The 17,376-nt window shown below is 49.5% G+C and carries 12 protein-coding genes; all 12 read right to left on the minus strand.

Going from position 1 to position 17,376, the window contains the following annotated elements; genetic code table 11:
- Nucleotides 1-631: 631 nt before the first annotated feature.
- Entirely contained in the window at nt 632-1,507 is an 876-nt protein-coding gene (locus Q0Z70_RS10805; RefSeq protein WP_298074445.1) for a site-specific integrase, read from the minus strand.
- Between the two features lie 153 nt (nt 1,508-1,660).
- Entirely contained in the window at nt 1,661-3,076 is a 1,416-nt protein-coding gene (locus Q0Z70_RS10810) for a BACON domain-containing protein (protein WP_298074423.1), read from the minus strand.
- 34 nt (nt 3,077-3,110) lie between these two features.
- The gene (locus Q0Z70_RS10815) at nt 3,111-4,913 is read right to left on the minus strand and encodes a C10 family peptidase (RefSeq protein WP_298074426.1); all 1,803 of its coding nucleotides are present in this window, start codon (nt 4,911-4,913) and stop codon (nt 3,111-3,113) included.
- 240 nt (nt 4,914-5,153) lie between these two features.
- Nucleotides 5,154-7,718: a glycosyltransferase family 1 protein gene (locus Q0Z70_RS10820; RefSeq protein ID WP_298074428.1), complete on the minus strand. Its 2,565-nt coding sequence runs from the start codon at nt 7,716-7,718 to the stop codon at nt 5,154-5,156.
- Nucleotides 7,719-7,757: 39 nt separating this feature from the next.
- A complete protein-coding gene (locus tag Q0Z70_RS10825) occupies nt 7,758-9,425 on the minus strand; it encodes a glycogen/starch synthase (protein WP_298074430.1) in 1,668 nt (555 codons plus the stop codon).
- 258 nt (nt 9,426-9,683) lie between these two features.
- Nucleotides 9,684-10,103 (minus strand): ATPase, encoded by a 420-nt coding sequence (locus tag Q0Z70_RS10830; RefSeq protein WP_298074432.1) that lies wholly within the window; start codon nt 10,101-10,103, stop codon nt 9,684-9,686.
- A 29-nt stretch (nt 10,104-10,132) separates the two neighbouring features.
- Nucleotides 10,133-11,965 carry a V-type ATPase 116kDa subunit family protein gene (locus Q0Z70_RS10835; RefSeq protein WP_298074434.1) on the minus strand — a complete coding sequence of 611 codons (1,833 nt, stop codon included), beginning with the start codon at nt 11,963-11,965 and terminating at the stop codon, nt 10,133-10,135.
- Nucleotides 11,962-12,567 (minus strand): V-type ATP synthase subunit D, encoded by a 606-nt coding sequence (locus tag Q0Z70_RS10840; protein WP_298074436.1) that lies wholly within the window; start codon nt 12,565-12,567, stop codon nt 11,962-11,964. Before Q0Z70_RS10840 ends, Q0Z70_RS10835 begins: the two co-directional genes overlap by 4 nt.
- A gap of 13 nt (nt 12,568-12,580) precedes the next feature.
- Nucleotides 12,581-13,912, minus strand: coding sequence for a V-type ATP synthase subunit B (locus Q0Z70_RS10845; RefSeq protein WP_021848156.1), 1,332 nt, complete (start codon nt 13,910-13,912; stop codon nt 12,581-12,583).
- A 45-nt stretch (nt 13,913-13,957) separates the two neighbouring features.
- The gene (locus tag Q0Z70_RS10850; RefSeq protein ID WP_298074439.1) at nt 13,958-15,712 is read right to left on the minus strand and encodes a V-type ATP synthase subunit A; all 1,755 of its coding nucleotides are present in this window, start codon (nt 15,710-15,712) and stop codon (nt 13,958-13,960) included.
- Between the two features lie 19 nt (nt 15,713-15,731).
- A complete protein-coding gene (locus tag Q0Z70_RS10855; RefSeq protein WP_298074441.1) occupies nt 15,732-16,574 on the minus strand; it encodes a DUF2764 family protein in 843 nt (280 codons plus the stop codon).
- Between the two features lie 15 nt (nt 16,575-16,589).
- Nucleotides 16,590-17,180 (minus strand): hypothetical protein, encoded by a 591-nt coding sequence (locus tag Q0Z70_RS10860; RefSeq protein ID WP_298074443.1) that lies wholly within the window; start codon nt 17,178-17,180, stop codon nt 16,590-16,592.
- Nucleotides 17,181-17,376 lie beyond the last annotated feature (196 nt).

Consider the following 17,376-nt stretch of genomic DNA (forward strand, 5'->3'; position numbering starts at 1 on the left):
TTTCGTTATATTCGTAGTCCGCTGAATGACAGGCGTTTGAAGTTCACCGATACTTCTCTTATGAAGAGAAATACCGGTTTAGCCGGTTATTCTATCCATATTTTTCCTGCGAGATGACGTAAAAAATGTAGCGTCGGAGAGAGATTTTCTTGCGCTGCCATGCAGCACTTTCTGAAGTTCCGACGCAGTGCTGCGTGAGAGTGTCATGCCGTGCTGTATGGGGAGGTGACGAAGCACTTCGTCAGAGGGTCAGCCGGCACGGCGTCGGAACGGAAGGATTTGCCCGTGAAGAAAAAAGGAGGAAAAACGGGGTTTTGGCACGGGTAAAACAGTCCTGTCACACCAATTTACTGATATACAGACGGTTGCTGCGACAGTGACAGGGGCCGTGCAAACTTTTTTGAAATATAATAAAAAATACCCTGCCTTTAAAGGAAAGGTATTTTTTATTTTTTCACGGAAATGTTTACCAAATGCCCTAAGGTGTCGCACTAATTTATTGATAATCCGGCACTTAAGGTGACAGGACTTTTTTAAGGCCCTCAAATCTTCCAAAAATGATAAAAATTCGACGGGGTTATGTTGCTATAAAATTCCAATTACACAAGTGCCCCGTCTTTCTTTGCGCCATTCAGAGGGCTTTCAATATCCGGCTGTTGGCCGTATCGACGGCCGAAGTGTCAAGTGAGGCGAGGTAGATACGCGTCGTTTTCTCCGAATCGTGTCCCATGGCCTCGCTGATTGTTCCTAACGGTACATTCTTGCTCCAAGCGATGGAAGCCCAGGCGTGGCGCGCAACATAGCAGGTCAGGGGCGTCGGCAGTCCCAATCGTCTCCCCAGTTTTCTCAGTTTGTTGTTGACCAAGTGCGCGGTGTTCTTGTACTGCCTCCGTTCGTCCGCGTTCATATCCCTGATGACCGGCAACAGATAGGGCGTGTCGGAGGTGTCGTACTTCATGACAATCTCCTGCATGGGTTTCTCCCACTTGATGAGGAGCAGCTGCCCGGTCTTGTGGCGGCGGTAGGTGAGAATGCCGTTCTTCAAATCGGACTTTTTGAGGTAAGCCATGTCGACGAACGACATGCCCCGGGTGTAGAAGGAAAAGAGGAAGATGTCCCGGGCGAAGTCCGCCGACGGGGAGGACGTCAGATCCAAAGCCCGAATGCGGCGGATGACCCCTAAGGACACGGCCCGCTTGACCGTCTTGTCGATGCCGGTATAGACACGGCGGAAGGGATGGTTCTGGACTGTCAAGCCGCTTTCGACGCCGCGGTTGTAGATGGCACGCAGGTTGCGCAGGTAGTAGGAAGAGGAATTGGGGCAGATGCCTTCCCGGCGCAGGTAGTGTTCGTAGGCCGACATGAGGTCGGTATTGATCTCACCCCAAGACACATCGGCGTTTTCGCGGAAACGCATGAAGCTGTTGAGCGACGTGAGGTAGGACTCGGCCGTGCGGCAATGACCTGAAAGACGCAGGCGACCGATCAGATCCAACGCATAACCCATAAAACTCTCGGAAAGGCGCGTCCCCTCCCCTATTCCGGGGAGAGGACGGATTTTCAATTTTGCAGTTGATAACATGAGAAATAAATTAAGATGAAACATAAAATCTTAATTTATCAATTTATTCCATGCTACCAAGTTTCCTGCACGTCCTCCTCAGAACTGCGTCAAATCCAGATCGGTAACTCCAACCAAATCGGGCAAAGATACTTCTTCCGCTCCCAACAGTTCGACAGACACCGTGTGAGCGTCCTCGTTCTGATACATATGAACCGCTTTTCCCCGATAGGTTTCTTCCTGTCCGTCACCCCACGAGATGCGTCCATAACTGAAATAGGGCCCGCTGATGGACGGGATGCTGAACGTCCGGTTGGTGTGGACAATGCGCAGCCAGCCCTTGTCCTGACGTCCCGGCTGTATGACTTTGACCGACTGGGACAGCTCACCCGCCGTAAACGAAATGACGGCTTCGCGCGGCTCCAATCCGGGATTGGCATCTATGACGAAGCGCAAAGGCACCTCTGCAAGTCCACGGGTGGAAGCGGCCTGACGAATCCATTCGGCAGAAAGTGAAACCCGGAAATCGACATTCGCATTGATGGAGAAGTCGAGTGTGCCTCCCAGGGCATCGACCGTATATTTCTCCTGCGCCACAAGGATGGCATTTTTCTGCACCTGCGTGATGGTCACCGTATCGGCCAGTCCCAGCTCTTCGTTGAAGAAGGCGACCCGTGCCGAACGATAATCATATTCTTCGTTCGGAGCGACCTCGAACCGCCGCGTATAGGTAGATAAGGAACGGGTAACCGCCTCGTTCAGCCACGCGGCATCGTCGAGCAGACGCATCTGGAAAGGCACATTGCTGCGAAGCTCTACGGCCACGACGCCTCCTTCGCTGCCTACCGTATATTCGTCCTGCGTAAGAATCACGACGGGCTGTTCTCCGGCCTGATAGACCGTGACGGTTTCCGACAGCTCGCCGCTGCGGATTACAATCTTTCCTTCCCGCCTGTCGAACGACTCGTTGGCAGCGGCTGTGAAGCGGAGCCGGGTGGACGTTATCGAACGCGTCTGTACGGCACTCAGCCATTCGGCCGCCCCTTCGTCTACCTGACAGTCGAAAGCAATATTGGCCTTGACTTCGATCGTCACTTTTCCACCTTCCGCACCCACTTCCACACGGTTGGAAGTAACGGTCAGAGCATCCTTCTGTTTCTGCACAAAAGTCATGCGGGCTGTCGCCGTTCCCGACTTCAGAATCAGTGTGGCATTCCGCTCGTCCGGCGTTTCGTTGGCAGTGACAGCCAGCGTGACCACCGAAGACGCAGCATCGCCCCGGGCAGGAGTGACGCTGCACCAGGTCTGGTCGACCTCGGCCGTCCATGCCGTCGTAGAAGTGAAATGCACATCGGCCCGGCCTCCGGCCGTTTCGAACACGAATTGCCGATCCTCGTCGAAAGTGAGAACAGGAGCTTCGGGCTGCCCGTTCTCAGGGTCGTCCGAACAAGCCGAAAGCAGACAGGCTACCGACCCAAGTATCCCTATAATCATAAGATGTATGTTCCGTTTCATATTCCTTCGATTTATGTATGTTCGTTTTTTTGATTTATTCGGTTGTATTGGCAATGGAGAAATTCAGCGTCTTCCGGTCGTCTCCCTTCTGCAACGTAAAGGAATAGGTACCGTCGCGAAGCCGAGAAGTGTCAACGGTTACTTCATTTCCCTGAATCCGGCACTCATCGCTACAATCGCTGCCATCGGAGGAACGCAAGGAAACAGAAACACCGTCTTTCACCTGAATTCTCAACAGACGGCTCTTCTTATCATAGGTGAGCCGGGTAGTCTCTTCGACGGAATATTCATCGGCTATCAACAGATCCCATGTACAGCCATCTTCTTCGTTTCCACGAATCACCGTCCATTCGGGGGTGTTTTCACTGCGATAGTAGCCCCGGATGCGGTAACCGGGGAGAATGGGGCCGTTGACGGTGACATTGACAATATAGTAAGTATAATAGTTGGCCGGCAAATTCGCCAATCCTGACTGATATACTTCTTCCACAATCTTCCCCCGCTTATCGGTTACTGCAAACATGATTTCTCCGGCGAATGTTGCTGTGCCTGTATTAAGCAGACCTCCCATATATAACGTAAAAGGCTCTCCAGGCACAACGGTTCCGTCTATAGAAAATCCTTTGACAGACCGTTCATTCATCATTTTACATTCCATAAACCGCAATTCTTCAACGCCCTTTCCGCCCGTATCTTTCTGAATGCCAATCACAGCATTCTGGTATTCGTTGTAACCACCTTCCGAGCCGCCGGCTCCTTGTCCACTGGGATCGAGAGCCGTCAAAAGGAAATATCCGTCGCAATAGCCGCCCCAACCCCAGTTGACATGATAGTAGTCCCGGTCGGTGTAGCCATCCAATACGAAGGCATGCCCGGACGATTCATTGTATCCCGAATAGATGACCGGCCGATTGCTGTCCAACTCGCCTTGCATCAAGGTATTCCACTCGAATGTGTTATAATTATTGCGTGAAATAAAACGCATATTCTTGTCATAACCCATGTAGGTTGTCAGCCCGCCCGGAATATAATAAGAGGAAGCAGCCGTTCCAGAACTGCCGACAGGACAAAAATCGGCCTGCAACATGATACCACAATCGCGCATCAGCGTAGCCACGGCAGCAGCTTCGGCCTGTGAACAGCCAGTATTAGGATAATCCAACAACATGTTCTTCCAATCGTAGGCATGGCCCAACGGCTGATCGGGTACGGTTACCTTATACGTCTCGGTCTGGTATCCGGGCAATGTGCCTACCCCTTTTTCGGGCCACTGATGGTAGCGCATCACGATAGCGAGAGCCGTTATCGTACATCCGGTATAAGTAAACTGCATATTCACCTTGGGACACAGCTTATTATAAGGTTCCATCTGATTCCAACGGGCTGTCTCCAATTCGACTACCGGAGTGCCGACTTCAACATTATTCCAGGCACGGGTAACTACGGCTTCGGCCTTTGCTCCGCTACGCCGCGCTTCGTTCACCTCGCCACGCATATACTCCAGCCATGCTTTCAGATTAACCGGAAGATTGTCCTTCGAAAACTCGTGTTCGAAAGAATAGCCCAGGACAGGCATGGCCACATCGTCGCCTGCCACAATGACAAACCCAGGCCCGCCGGTATTGTCGAAGACATAGTACGCCGGACTCTGTACGAACGACCGGGTCGCTAAATCTTCACTATGAAAGACCATCTGCAACGACGGGGTACCACTCCGGGTAACGGGCGCTGACTGCCAGAACGAAACAGCGATCTGCCGAGCCTGCTCCTCGGTGATATTCCCAGCCTGTACGATCCCTGAAAAGAATAGAAAACACAAGAAAAAGAAACGTTTCATAGAATGATTTGCTTTAATTAAGGTTCACAAAAATATTCTTACTACAAAAGTAACAGAAAAAGTTATAAAAACATGCTTTTGCATCCAGAAAATCGCTTATTGACAAAAAAACATCTGCCATCTCATTTCTGTCAAACAGTCCATACGCCTTCCTTGAAAGAAGCGAATAGAAAAAAAGACGGCATGGCCCACGGGGCCAGCCGTCTTTCCGTATGCTCAATAAAAAGCCGTCATTCCCAATTACACAAACCAACGCACATAGCAGAAGTCCTGACGATGGGGCAGGTCGGAGTTCTTGGGGTACATGCGATAGGAGACCTTGAAGCTTCCGGCATTCTCCAACTTGTGCTTGGCCTGGAACGTATAGAGGTCGCCCTCTTTCTTCACGACTTCGAACGGATCGACAGAGTAGATGTGCTGCTTGCCGTCGGCAGAAGTGTAGGTAGTCACCAATTCGAGACCGATGGCATCGTTCAGGCCCTTCTCGTCGATCACGTAGGTGATGGTATATTCCTTACCGCTCTCGATAGAACCCTTGATAAGCTCTTCGGTCTTCTCGTAGGAAACGATTTCGATGCTGTCCCACTTCTCGACTACCTGTTCCTTCCACGCGGCAATCTCTTTAGCCTTGGCGTAGTTGTTGGCAGCCAACAGACGGAAACGTTTGGCTTCCTTATTGTAGAACTTCTCGAAATAATCGTCGAGCTGACGCTTCATCGTATAGTGAGGAGCAATCTGGGCAATGGAGTTCTTGATGGTCTTGATCCAGCCTTCGGAATAGCCTTTCTTGTTGCGTGCATAGTAGAGCGGCAGGATTTCGGTCTCAAGAATGCTGTAGATGGTAGCGGCATCCAGCTGATCCTGATGTTCTTGATTCTGATAGGTACGCTTCTCGGTCAAAGCCCAGCCGGCATCTTCGCGATAACCCTCAAGCCACCAGCCGTCGAGCACGGAGAAGTTGACAACACCGTTCATCAAAGCCTTCTCGCCGGACGTACCGGAAGCCTCGAGCGGACGGGTCGGCGTATTCAGCCAGATGTCTACACCGGAGACCAGACGGCGGGCGAGCTGCATGTCGTAGTTCTCAAGGAAGATGATCTTGCCGAGGAACTCAGGACGACGGGATATTTCGATAATCCTCTTGATAAGTCCCTGACCGGCTCCATCGTGCGGGTGAGCCTTACCGGTGAAAAGGAACTGTACCGGATAGTCGGGGTTGTTCACGATTTTGGCCAAACGGTCGAGGTCGGTGAACAGCAGGTGGGCACGCTTGTAGGTGGCGAAACGACGACCGAAGCCGATAAGCAGTGCATTGGGATTGATCTTGTCGAGCAAAGACACAATGCGGGAAGGGTCGCCCTGATTCTTCAGCCAGGTTTCGCGGTACTGCTTGCGTACATAATCTATGAGTTTGTTCTTCAACGCCATGCGGGTCTTCCAGATTACTTCGTCGGGCACATTGTAGATGGCCTGCCAGATTTTCTCGTTCGACTGGTCGTACCAGAAGTTCTCATCGAAATACTGAGCATAGAGCTGCTTCCACTCGGTAGCGCTCCAGGTGGGGAAGTGTACGCCGTTGGTCACGTAGCCCACGTGGTTTTCTTCGGGGAAATATCCCTTCCAAATGGAAGAGAACATTTCCTGAGATACCTTGCCGTGCAGCCAGCTTACGCCGTTGACTTCCTGAGAAGTGTTGCAGGCAAAGACGGACATACAGAAGCGTTCGCCCTTGTCGCCCGGATTGTTGCGGCCCAAGTCCATCAGGTCGTCCCAGGAAATACCCATGCGGGAAGGATAACCGCCCATGTACTTACCGAAAAGACCTTCGTCGAAGTAGTCGTGACCGGCAGGTACGGGAGTGTGCACCGTATAGAGTGAAGAGGCACGAACCAGCTCAATGGCCTGATTGTAAGTAAGACCTTCGGCCACATAGTCGCAGATACGCTGCACGTTGATGAGGGCTGCGTGTCCTTCGTTGCAGTGATAAACGTCTTTCTTGATGCCTAACTTCTTCAGCATCAGCATACCGCCGATGCCAAGCATGATCTCCTGCTTCAGACGGTTTTCCCAGTCGCCACCGTAAAGGACGTGGGTGATGGGGCGGTCGAACTCGCTGTTCAACTCATTGTCCGTATCGAGCAAATAGAGGGAGATACGGCCTACGTTGACTCTCCACACATAGGCATGTACATAGTAGTCCATGTAGGGAACATCGACAATCAACTGATTGCCGTTCTCGTCGAGTACGCAATCTATGGGCAGCTGGCCGAAGTTCTGGGCTTCGTAGTTGGCAATCTGCTGACCGTCCATAGACAACGTTTGGGTGAAGTAGCCGTAACGATAGAGGAAACCTACCGCACACAGGTCGACATTGCTGTCCGAAGCCTCCTTCAGGTAGTCGCCGGCCAATACACCCAGACCGCCGGAATATATTTTCAGAACGTGATTCAAACCATATTCCATACTGAAATAGGCCACAGAAGGACGCTTTTTGTCGGGCTCCACATCCATATATGTACGGAACTTGGAGTACACATCATCCATTCTGCGCAGAATAACCTGATCGTTCGCAAGCGCTTCCAGTTTCGCATAGCTCATACGTTCCAACAAAAGCACGGGATTCTGTCCCACCTCTTTCCACAAAGCAGGGTCAAGGTCTCTGAACAGTTCGGTAGCTTCATAGTTCCATGCCCACCAGATGTTGCGTGCCATTTCAGACAATTTCTCCAACTCGGCCGGAATGTGTGACTTTACATTCACATCTCTCCAGTTCGGAGTGTTTACATTACTAACTTTTATTTTCATTGTATATGATATTTGATGAATATTCTTTTTTCATTCGTTTCACGGATTCAACAGACGCTCTTTTGCACGACGCAGGGCGAAATCATAGGCTTCATAATAGTGCGTGATGAAATGTTTCCACAATGCCAGTTCGGACACGGCGGAAGCCCGCTTGCGGATCTCACGCACTTCGGCAGGAGTCTTGGCAGAGAAAGCGGTGATGGTGTCCCTGATGCCGTCGGCCACTTCGGAATAGTTGTAGTCCGAACGGTGAAGCACTTCCACGCCCTCGTCGATGCCATGTACTTTCTTCAGGCTCTTGATCCAAAGGCCAAAGCCGGCCAAGTCCGTCGTAATGGTGGGCACATGGAAAGCAATGCTCTCCAACGGAGTGTAGCCCCAGGGTTCGTAATAGGACGGATAGACACTGAGGTCGCTGCCCAACACGAGGTCGTAATAGAGTTTGTTGAAAATGCCGTCCTTGCCATCCAAGTAACAGGGGACGAAGATGACCTTCACCTTATCCTCGGAACGGTTGCCCATGCCTAAGTATTTCAGCATGTCGAGCACCTGATCGTGGGTCATGTTATGCAACCAGTGGGTAATGAAAGGGCATTGCAAAGGTGTATCGAACGTATTCTTGCTCTTCATGCGCTGCTGCAATTCTTCGCGAGGTTCTCCCACCCAACCGGGCACATTGACAAAAGCCAGTACTTTCTTCTTCAGGTTCCTGTCGCGATTCAGACGGTTCAGGGCTTCCAGAAAGACATCGATGCCCTTGTTCTTGAACTCGTAGCGACCGCTGGTAGAAATGATGAGCGTATCTTCGTCCGAAAAAGTCTCGCCTACCAGGCAACCGGCCAAGCGGAGCTTCAACGCACGGGCACGCTTGCGCTTGCCGGCATAGGCGGAACCTTTCGGTACAAATCCATCCTCAAAGCCATTGACTAAAATGACGTCGGCGGGCTTATCGAGCAATTCCTTGCATTCGTTGCCGGTGATTTCGCTCACCGTAGTGAAACAGTCCACGTAATGGGCTGTCTGCTTTTCGATGGAATGCTTGGACTGCATATTCAGTTCCTGCGCCATCTGATCGCCGTTGTATGCAAAAAGATAATCGTACAGGGGCTTTCCATTGCCGGCAATGGAACGGCCGATCGACGTGGCATGGGTGGTGAAAACAGTGGCGATTTCGGGCACGGCTGCCTGCAAGTAAAGGGCTCCCATGCCGGTCATCCATTCGTGTGCCTGGAAAACGACCTTGTCCGTGTCCGTCAGGTTGTAGCGATAAAAACTCTCAACCACCTTCCCGGCAGCAAAAGCAAACATGGATGCTTCGTCGTAGTCGCCGTATGCGTGCAGCGAATCGACCTGATACCGATTCCACATCTCCGTATAGATGCCATTCTTCTGCGCAAAGAAAGGATAGAAGTCGGCTAAGATGACAATCGGTTCACCCGGAACGTTCCAACGGCCTACCCGGACAGACAGGTTATCATGTGAAGCAGCATATTCCTTCCATGCTACACAAAGGTTATCATATTCTATGAAAAGAGGATTTTCTTTCCCTTTCCAAAAGTCCGGCCCTATAAAGAATATTCTATCACGGAATTGCTCCTGCAATGTTTTGGCCCGTGTAGATAACACCGTGTATATGCCCCCCACTTTATTACAAACTTCCCAACTTGCTTCGAAAATATAGTCGGGGGTCAACAATCCTTTACTCATATCCCTAAAATCTCATTCAGATGGCGCACAGCCTCGTTATAACAAACAAACCGGCTGACGCAACTTCAGTATAACCTAATTACGTTACTCTTAAAAACGGACGCAAAAGTACACAATTATTCTTTGAAAAATAACCTTTTTAACTGAAAAAATAAGAAAAGGAAACAAGCATCTGTGCAAAAAAGAAAACCCCTGCCTCCCTACTGTCCCGGAAAGACAGCAGAAGCAGGGGAAGTCTGTTTCTTGAAATTAACGTAATTATACCATCAGAGCAGCCACCAACGCAAGAATTGCATAGAATTCGGGCAAAGCTGCATAGATCATGGTATTGGTCTGTACGTCATGGCCTTGGGAAATACCCACGATACCATTGGCACAAATCTGTCCCTGACGAATGGCGGAGAACAAGCATACCAGACCGACACCCAAACCGATGCCCAGCATCAGTGGGCCTTCTGTTGTAAAATTGCGTCCCATGGACATCAGGAATGCCACGAAACCATACAAACCCTGCGTAGCAGGGAGGGCGGACAAGATCATGTAGCTGGCAGACTTGGAAGGATCTTTCTTCAATGCACCTTCTGCCGCATTTCCTGCGATTGTCGTACCAAAGCAACTGCCAATACCTGCCAGAGCCAACATCAGGCCCAAACCGAGATAACCTAAAATTTCATTCATAATGTTTCTGTTTTTATTTGTTTCTAATCTTATTTGTTTTCAACCGTAGTAAAAGGAGCATATTCCTCTCCCTTTCCGCTGTAACCGGAATTTTTGAAATATTCGACGAATGTCAGACGAAGCGGGTGGACAAACGCACTCAGACAGGACATAGCGATGTTCAGGGTATGACCGAATACTAAAATAAGTCCGCAAAACAACCAGCCCAAAGCAGGTCCGGCCGCATCGTTGACCATAAAGGCAAGCTGATTGAACACACCGCCCAACATACCGCCGGCCAACCCAAGGGCATACAGACGGATATAGGAAAGTATATCCCCCATAAGGCCTGTGGCCATGTTGTACGTATCCCAAATACCGGCACCGATATTGACCAACACATTGCGATGAAGGTTGTTCAGCAAATAGATGCCTATGGCCGACACACCGCCGACAATGATGAACGCCCAGGTAGATACGCGCTCCGAAATGACTTCGAAGAACGAAAGACTGCCGATACATACGCCACCGACTACCAACAGCAGCCAGCCCCACGAGCTGAGTGACTCCTTGAAACCGTAACGGACGGTTTCGCCTACAGCCTTCACCGTCATGGCAATGCTGATATGGATCACACCGATGATAAGGGCAAGTAGCATCTGCTTATCGTAAGTGGTCTCACCTATCTTTCCGACAACCATGAATTGCTTGATGGATTCAGACAGTTCGAGATTGAACAGATTGACACCGAAGCAGGTACCCAGAATAGCACCGATGACTGTCGTAAAGATACCCAGCGTAATGACCAAGTTCATCATACCGTTCAACGACTTGGAGAGTTTCTTCTTCAGGATAAAGCCCAAAATGATCAGTACGACGCCATAACCGGCATCGCCCATACAGAAAGCGAAGAACAGAGAGAAGAAGGGGGCCAGGACGGGAGTCGGGTCGAACTCGGCATAGTCGGGCATACCGTACATCTTGGTCAGTACCTCATACATGTGGGTAAAGGCATTATTGCGCAGCTTGATGGGCACATTGTCTCCCCTGGCAGCATTCCGAATCTCATAGTAGACACCGCTGCTGTCCAACAGTTGCTTCACTTCGGGTTCATTGTCAACGGGAATCCATCCTTCCAACAGGACGACCGCACCGTCGGCCCTTTGTTCGCTGTTGAGCTTCACCTTCAGCAGGTCTATATCTCCCTGAAGCAACAGGCTTCCCTGCTCGAGCGTCTTGCAGTTGGCCTGGCAGAACGCCTTTAAATCGGCCTGTACCTGTTCTATCTGCGACTCTGTATCGGCCTTCCGGGCCAACAGCTCGGACAAACCAGCAGACGGCAGACGAAGTGGCTCCATGTCCAGTCCTTCCAACGGACCAGGCGTAACGGTCACAAAATAAATATGTCCACCCTGCTCCCGGATACGGACGGCGTTATAGTCGGCCTCCCAAGCTTCGTCATATTCCTTATCCGTACAGGAATAGAACTGAATATACCAGCCCGCACCGCGAAGTTTCCGAACACCGGCCCAGTCGAAATCACCCCAAACCTGCATCTGTGCAATGTCCTTGTCCAACTGGGGAAGTTTCTGGCCCAGTTCCTGGATGCGGGACTGCAAATCTTCGTATGCGCTGACCACTTCGTCGGCAGAAACACCCGCACGCACCGTTGCGGACTGGTCTTTACCGGCCAGATTATACATGGCATTCAGCGTATTCTTGTACAGCGCACGCTTTTGCATGAAACGCTGCAACCGATCGTCCATTTCGCCACACTGCTTCTCTACAATATGTACGACTCCCAACTCACGGATCTGCTCAAGGAACTGTTCGTACTCCTTATGATAAATAAGGAATGTGAGCTTCTTCATTTTTACAATCATGCCTCTGCCTCCTTCCTTTTTTCCTGATGGGACTTCATAATCTTCTGCGAAGACTTGGACAGGTTTTCTTCATCTTCCATGAACCGCTTAATCTTGCGCAGGGCATCCTGATAGCCGGGGATTTGTACTTTCTCGAAAAGGTTCACTTTTTGGGTGGTTTTCTTACGGGCATGTTCGAGCAAGTTCAACTTGGCAACCGTGAACTCACGCTCGATGGCTGTATGGGCCAGCTCTTTCAGCAGATTCAGGCCGTCGGCATACCACTTGGGAGCATTGAACAGACTGTACGGACGAATATCGAAATCTATATACTCCAACTGGGGTACCCGTACACCGGCAATCTTGCGAACTCCCAAATGTACATCACTGACCTTAATCAGCGAGCTGTCAAACTCATTCCATAGAGCGAACATGGCTTCGTAAGCTTGTATTTCCTTTTCCAACCGTTGTTCCAGTACCTGAGCGTCGGTCTTGCAACGCTTCACCTCCATGCGCAGGGCGCTCTCCTTATTCTTAATGATAGGAAGGGTGCGCACCCGCACTTTCAGTTGCTTTTCAAGCTGCTGGAGCGAGGTCTTGTTATATTGAAACTTAATAGCCATTCTTTATGATCCTTTAATTTGCCTTGCCGGCCGGCCAATACTGATCGACCAGTTCCTTTTTTATGTTCACTTCTTCCGGCTTAAAGTACTTGCCGAACAAGCTCCAGGCCACATCGAGCATCTCAGTCGTATCGAGGTTGACGTCGATGGCCAGCAGCTGATTGGAGTAATCTTTGGCGAAAGCAAGTGTACGCTCATCATAATTAGTCAGATCGAAACCGTTCTCCAGCTTGGTCTTGGCGTTGGCAGCATCGGCATACAGACGGACGGCAGCATTCATCACCTGCGGATGATCCTTACGAGTCTTCTTACCGGTAACCAACTGTTTCAGACGAGACAAAGAACGGAAAGGATCCACGATAACCTTACCAATATCGCTATCGCGACGTAGGAAGAGCTGACCTTCGGTGATGTAGCCGGTATTATCGGGCACGGCGTGCGTAATGTCACCTCCCGAAAGGGTGGTCACGGCGATAATCGTGATAGAACCTCCACTGGGGAACTGCACGGCCTTCTCGTAGATCTTGGCCAAGTCGGAATACAACGAACCCGGCATGGAGTCCTTCGACGGGATCTGATCCATACGGTTGGACACGATGGCCAATGCGTCGGAATAAGAAGTCATATCGGTCAGAAGTACCAGCACCTTCTCGTTATGCTGCACAGCGAAATATTCGGCAGCCGTCAGAGCCATATCGGGAACAAGCAGACGTTCTACCGGCGGATTTTCTGTCGTATTCACAAAGCTGACAATACGACTGAGCGCACCAGCATTGGAAAATACATTCTTAAAATAAAGGTAGTCATCGTTCGTCATACCCATACCGCCCAGAATAATCTTATCGGTCTCGGCACGAAGAGCCACATTGGCCATAACCTGATTGAAAGGCTGGTCGGGGTCGGCAAAGAACGGGATCTTCTGGCCGGACACCAGCGTATTGTTCAAGTCGATGCCGGCAATACCGGTCGCAATCAGCTCGGACGGCTGCTTACGACGGACGGGGTTCACCGACGGGCCACCGATTTCCACTTCCTGTCCTTCAATCTCCGGTCCTCCGTCAATAGGATCGCCGAAAGCGTTAAAGAAACGTCCGGCAAGCTGTTCGCTCACCTTCAACGTAGGCGCCTTACCCAAGAATACCACTTCGGCATTGGTGGGAATACCTTCGGTACCTTCGAATACCTGCAAGGTCACTTCGTCTCCGGCAATCTTCACCACCTGTGCCAGCTTGCCGTTTACGGTTGCCAACTCGTCATACCCTACTCCCGTAGCTTTCAACGAACAGGTAGCCTTCGTAATCTGAGTTATTTTGGTATATATTTTTTGAAATGCTTTTGTTGCCATTGTTCAAATACTTAGCAATTTAATATTCGTGTTCTCAAAATTCAATCATGCCTTCCGCTCTTCGATCAACGTCTGCAGTTGCTGACGGAATGCTTCGTATTCGGGAGACTTGAACTTCGAGTAGTTCATCTGCTTGCAGATATTGATCATTTTCTTAAAGTAATCCATCACTTCGTTGAAGTTGTCGAAAGTGAAGTCCGTATGGCAGATTTCGATAACCATATTCAGAATTTCCTCCTGACGCTCCATCGGAGTTACGGCATCAATCTCATCGAAAGCATCCTGCTGCAAAATCACGAAGTCTATCAACTCCGATTTCCAGAAAATGACATGATAGTCGACAGGCACACCGTCATCACCTAGGATATTGATCTGTTCGGCTATTTCCTTACCACGCTGGAGACGGGTCTTGATTTCGTTCACCTTGCCAATCCACTCTCCATTAATACGCTTGCTGATATAATCCTCAAATTCAGGATATTCGATGTATTTGGAATACGAATCAATAGGATTTACGGCAGGGTAACGTTTCTTGTCGGCACGATCCTGCTCAAGAGCATAGAAGCAGCGGGCCACCTTCTTCGTATTTTCGGTTACAGGTTCCTTCAGGTTACCACCGGCAGGCGATACGGTACCAATAAAGGTAATGGAACCGGTCTCACCATTGTTCAACACCACATAACCGGCACGCCCATAGAAATTGGAGATGATGGATGACAAATCCATCGGGAATGCATCAGGGCCCGGAAGTTCCTCCATACGGTTGGACATCTCACGCAAGGCCTGCGCCCAACGGGAAGTAGAGTCGGCCATCAACAACACCTTCAAGCCCATGCTGCGATAATATTCGGCAATGGTCATGGCCGTGTACACAGAAGCCTCACGGGCAGCCACCGGCATGTTTGAAGTATTGGCAATGATGATGGTACGTTCCATCAGTTTACGACCTGTATGCGGGTCTACCAGTTCAGGAAACTCAGTAAAGATTTCCACAACCTCATTGGCGCGCTCACCACAGGCAGCTATGATTACGATGTCTGCCTCTGCCTGCTTGGAGATGGCGTGCTGAAGCACCGTCTTACCGGTACCAAACGGGCCGGGAATAAACCCTGTGCCACCTTCCACAATGGGGTTCACCGTATCAATCACACGGACGCCGGTTTCCAGCAATTTGAAAGGACGGGGCTTTTCTTTGTAGTTGGTCATGGCACGCTTTACCGGCCATTTCTGAATCATGTTGACCTTCACTTCACTACCGTCTTCTGCAGTCAGCACTGCAACCGTATCTTCGATGGTATAATCGCCTTCCGAGACAATCGACTTCACCGTGCAAATGCCTTTTTGGGCGAAAGGCACCATAATCTTAAGCGGCTGGAAATTCTCTTCCACCGTTCCAAGCCAGGCAGCGGCTTCCACTTCATCGCCTGCCTTTACCAAGGGAACAAAATGCCATTTCTTTTCCTTGTCCAAAGGATAAGTGTACTGGCCTCTCTTCAGGAAGACACCCTCCATCTTGTCCAGGTCGTTCTGCAAACCATCGTAGTTTCTGGACAACATACCCGGTCCTAACGTCACTTCGAGCATGTGTCCGGTAAATTCGGCTTCAGCACCTACCTTCAGTCCACGCGTACTTTCGAACACCTGAACATATACTTGGGCACCTACAACCTTGATAACCTCTGCCATCAGACGGTCGCCCCCGGTAGAGATGTAACAAATCTCATTCTGTGCCACCGGGCCGTCAACGACAAGCGTCACCATGTTGGCGATTACGCCACTAACAGTTCCTTTTGTTGCCATATAATATAAACAATTTTATTTATCTGAATTCAGCGGGTATCTGTACTTCGTCTTTCAATGCTTCGATCATACTACGGAACAGCTGGCTTCCACGCTCTTTATCCAAAGAAAGCCAACGCTCAATCATCTCAAGCTGCAACAAAAATACAAACAAACGTTCAATGGTAAAATAATTGAAGAAAGTTGCTTCTTCCATCCAGTCCCAACGTAGCTGGTCTATCTTCTTCTCACGTTCAACCAACTCTTCTACCTCACTGATTTTCATCAGCTGATCCAGGTAATCAATCTCGGCACCCAAACCGAAATCGCGTGCAGTCGACGTGCGCAACGCTTCGCAGATACGGGTATCGCCCACAATCAGGGGGGCAACCTCGAACTTATACTTGCGGGCTGTAAGTGCAACCAAAATGTTGTTGACCGTGAGATTGAAACCAAACCAGTCGGAAACGAACCGATTCTTGCACTTCATAGCATAAGCATAATACAATCCGGCCAAACGGTTCTCCGGCAAGAAATTCACCTCCTCGGTCGGTTGATTGAAAGAGTCGGAAATAAATACAGAAAGGTAGGAAGGAAATGCACGGTCAGGTACCTCGTCACCGTCCTTCAGCATGACTATAAAGTCTGACAGCTCGTCCGCCGAATACAATCCGCAAGTATCAATCACCGCATCCCTGTCTTTGAGAAGTTTCAATACATTCGCATTGTCAAACTTCAAATAGAACAGGTCTATCAACTTTTTATCCGCATCTGACAAATAAGGATAAAACTCTGTCTTGAAATCTGCTACCGTATAACTCAGTTTGCTGTCATCCAAAGCCAAATCGGGCAAACCGGCTACCAAGTAATAGTATTTACTCATATCCTGACAGGGATTTTAAAATAACATTTCCACTAATTGGGGACGCAAAAACTCTTTGAAGTAGTTCATAAACTCTTCTTCACCAAAGTTCACCTTATAGGCTCCGCTTGCCGGTGACACAGTAAACAATGTCTTGATGCCGTTCACTTGCTCAATGCTGACGCCTTTATCCAAAAGAGCTTTTGCCTTTGAAGCAAAATATTTCTTAAGGCCTTCTGCATCGGCTGTAGAAATGACAATAGGCTCGTCCACACTCCATTTTTCGGCCAATGCGACAATAAAGGCATTCAGGTAGTCCTTATTTTCCGCAAAAGCTTTTACGTCTGCATCTACAATTGCTCCGCTTACTACGGAAGTAATCTCAGACTTCAAAGCATTTACGGCCTGTCCTGCAAACAGCTTCAATTCAGACTTCGTATTCTCTGACAACTCGTCAGCAGATTTACGTGCATTGGCCAAAATCTGTTCGGCCTCCTTATGAGCCCCGTCTACAATTTTCTTCGCTTCAGTCTGGGCCTCCAATACTAACTTGCGGGCTTCTTCATTCCCTTTCTCGACCCCTTCGCGATAAATTTTGTCGGTCAGTTTTTGAATTTTGTTTTCCATATTATAGGAGTTATATATTAATTTATTTTCTTTATTCTCTATACGTAATTCCTCTTCACATTAGATTTTTGCCAAAATTACAAAAATTGCTTGGATATAAAATAAAAAGATAGAAAGAAAAATGCAGAGAGGGATAAGAAAAAATTTCCGGCACCGTAAGAAAGCACTGCATGAAGATGCGAGGAAACACTGTATG

Origin of the sequence: uncultured Bacteroides sp. (assembly GCF_947632445.1) — a bacterium.
GTDB lineage: Bacteria > Bacteroidota > Bacteroidia > Bacteroidales > Bacteroidaceae > Bacteroides.

Coding starts and splice junctions, on each gene's coding strand:
- Q0Z70_RS10805 (WP_298074445.1), bottom strand. CDS start 1,507: ATGGGTTATGCGTTGGATCTGATCGGTCGCCTGCGTCTTTCAGGTCAT.
- Q0Z70_RS10810 (WP_298074423.1), bottom strand. CDS start 3,076: ATGAAACGGAACATACATCTTATGATTATAGGGATACTTGGGTCGGTA.
- Q0Z70_RS10815 (WP_298074426.1), bottom strand. CDS start 4,913: ATGAAACGTTTCTTTTTCTTGTGTTTTCTATTCTTTTCAGGGATCGTA.
- Q0Z70_RS10820 (WP_298074428.1), bottom strand. CDS start 7,718: ATGAAAATAAAAGTTAGTAATGTAAACACTCCGAACTGGAGAGATGTG.
- Q0Z70_RS10825 (WP_298074430.1), bottom strand. CDS start 9,425: ATGAGTAAAGGATTGTTGACCCCCGACTATATTTTCGAAGCAAGTTGG.
- Q0Z70_RS10830 (WP_298074432.1), bottom strand. CDS start 10,103: ATGAATGAAATTTTAGGTTATCTCGGTTTGGGCCTGATGTTGGCTCTG.
- Q0Z70_RS10835 (WP_298074434.1), bottom strand. CDS start 11,965: ATGATTGTAAAAATGAAGAAGCTCACATTCCTTATTTATCATAAGGAG.
- Q0Z70_RS10840 (WP_298074436.1), bottom strand. CDS start 12,567: ATGGCTATTAAGTTTCAATATAACAAGACCTCGCTCCAGCAGCTTGAA.
- Q0Z70_RS10845 (WP_021848156.1), bottom strand. CDS start 13,912: ATGGCAACAAAAGCATTTCAAAAAATATATACCAAAATAACTCAGATT.
- Q0Z70_RS10850 (WP_298074439.1), bottom strand. CDS start 15,712: ATGGCAACAAAAGGAACTGTTAGTGGCGTAATCGCCAACATGGTGACG.
- Q0Z70_RS10855 (WP_298074441.1), bottom strand. CDS start 16,574: ATGAGTAAATACTATTACTTGGTAGCCGGTTTGCCCGATTTGGCTTTG.
- Q0Z70_RS10860 (WP_298074443.1), bottom strand. CDS start 17,180: ATGGAAAACAAAATTCAAAAACTGACCGACAAAATTTATCGCGAAGGG.